Source organism: Hymenobacter sp. IS2118 (assembly GCF_000715495.1).
Lineage (GTDB): Bacteria > Bacteroidota > Bacteroidia > Cytophagales > Hymenobacteraceae > Hymenobacter.
The window spans coordinates 1-1,745 of sequence record NZ_JNLX01000144.1 but is presented as its reverse complement, the minus strand read 5'-3'; the positions used below and the strand labels follow the sequence as shown (position 1 = coordinate 1,745).

Sequence of the window (1,745 nt, the reverse complement as noted above, 5' to 3'; positions counted from 1 at the left end):
TAGAGCGGTTTCCAAATCAGTGTACATGATATCCGCAATGGTCAAACCAGTTTTTGGCATCCTGTTCATTTATCCATTCGGCAGCCGCCTGGATAGCCTCTTCCAGCAGGTCGCAGGTGCGTGCTTTGGTGGTGCGTAGCCACGTCTTGAGTTTGCTAAAAGCGAGTTCAATGGGGTTGAAATCAGGCGAGTAAGGCGGCAGGTAGCGCAAGCGGGCGCCGTATTTTTGGGCAATTTCGTCCAGGCCGTCGACTTTGTGTACCGTCAAGTTGTCGAGCACCACCACGTCGCCCGGCTGCAACGTGGGGCCGAGCACCTGGTCCAAATAGGCCGCGAACACGTCGCCGTTGACGGCCCCATTGACGGTGAGCAACGCCCCGAGTCCGTCCGGGGTCAGGGCCGCGATAAGCGTCACGTTCGGGCCGTTGTGCAAGGGCACCGCCTGGTCCACGCGCCGGCCGGCGGGGGCCCGGCCGTAGCGGCGGCAGTACGTGAGGTTGGTGCTCGTTTCGTCCACAAACACAAAATGAGTAACGTCTTCTTCCTGAATAGCTTCCACAAACAAGCGGCGCAACGCTACGACCCGTTCGGTGTCGCGCTCGGCGGCGTGGATGCTTTTTTTTTACGCCCCCAGCCCAGGCGCTCCACCGCCCGCCACGTACTGGTGCGGCTCAGGACCGGGCCCTCGGCGGCGTGCAAGGCGGTGCCCAGTTCGGCCAGCGTCGCGTCGGGCTGCGCCACCAGACAGGCCCGCAACAGCGCCTCGCCCGCCGGGTCCAGGCGCGGCACCGGGCCGCCGCGTGCGGGTAGGGCGGCCAGCGAACCCGTGCGGCGCTGGCGCTGCAACAGCTTGTCCACAAACGAAACGGATACGCTGAATTGGGCAGCGACTTGGTAAATCCGGGCCTGCGGCGCGGCACAAGCCGCCGCTACCCGTTCCCGCAAATCAATCGAATACGCTTTCATCAGGTGAAAATATGCAGAATTCTGTACACTGAATTGGAAACCGCTCTAGTTACAGTCTAGGTGCTATGGCCGGGACAATTATTCGATACGCTTCGATGATAAGGTTTTTACAATTAAAATTAAATAAAAGAGCCGTACTCATAGGGTGCGGCTCTTTTATTTAGTGGCCGAAGTTAGTGTTGGGCTAATTCGGGGAAATATGGGGCAAGTGCTGATTGAAAGATATAAGAGCAGGGCGTCGTATTTTGGCGGGCAATTGATTTCCTTCAAGCCGAGTGCCATGTTTACGGAAGCTGATTTGGAAGCTCTGGTGCCGCGCAAAATTTTTGAGCGGGGAAGTGCGTATTACGAGGACAACGCCGTGGGCCGCATCAGGCGCACCGGCGACACGTTTAAAGCCAAAGTTGAAGGAACCGAAACCTACCGAGTTGAGCTGACAAACCGCCCCGGCAAGCCGCCGAAAATATATTGCGACTGCCCTTATGATTACGGCGACGTGTGCAAACACGGCATTGCCCTCGGCCTGGCTGTGCTCGATTTGTTTGGCGGCGCCACCGAAACCAAATCTGCCGCCGCCCCCGCCGCGCTCACCGAAAAAGACCGCCGCGCCCTTCTGCTATCTGCCGCCTGGGCCCGCACCACTGACCGGGAGCGGCTGGCGTTTCTACGGCAGTTGCTGCTGCAAAAACCCAAGGCGTTGCGTCGTTTCCTATCCGCGTTCAAGTGCGATGAAGCCTTGTTGCTGGCAGTGGCGGCCCGGCCGGCGGCGCCCGCGCCCC

Annotated in this window: 3 protein-coding genes; 1 reads left to right on the top strand and 2 read right to left on the bottom strand. The window is 59.5% G+C overall.

Annotated features, from left to right (window positions below):
• Positions 1–16 precede the first annotated feature (16 nt).
• Together GM79_RS13610 and GM79_RS13605 are read right to left on the bottom strand one after the other, a co-directional pair.
• Positions 17–574 (bottom strand): IS630 family transposase, encoded by a 558-nt coding sequence (locus GM79_RS13610; protein WP_051718594.1) that lies wholly within the window; start codon positions 572–574, stop codon positions 17–19.
• 2 nt (positions 575–576) lie between these two features.
• A complete protein-coding gene (locus GM79_RS13605) occupies positions 577–966 on the bottom strand; it encodes a hypothetical protein (RefSeq protein WP_051718595.1) in 390 nt (129 codons plus the stop codon).
• Between the two features lie 280 nt (positions 967–1,246).
• Between GM79_RS13605 and GM79_RS13600 the strand changes: the two genes are divergently transcribed.
• A partial coding sequence (locus tag GM79_RS13600; RefSeq protein WP_200875609.1) for an SWIM zinc finger domain-containing protein occupies positions 1,247–1,745 on the top strand: 499 nt, incomplete at its 3' end.

What these genes read in the sequence shown, in the direction of transcription:
- GM79_RS13605 (WP_051718595.1), bottom strand. Translation starts at nt 966, where the DNA reads ATGAAAGCGTATTCGATTGATTTGCGGGAACGGGTAGCGGCGGCTTGT.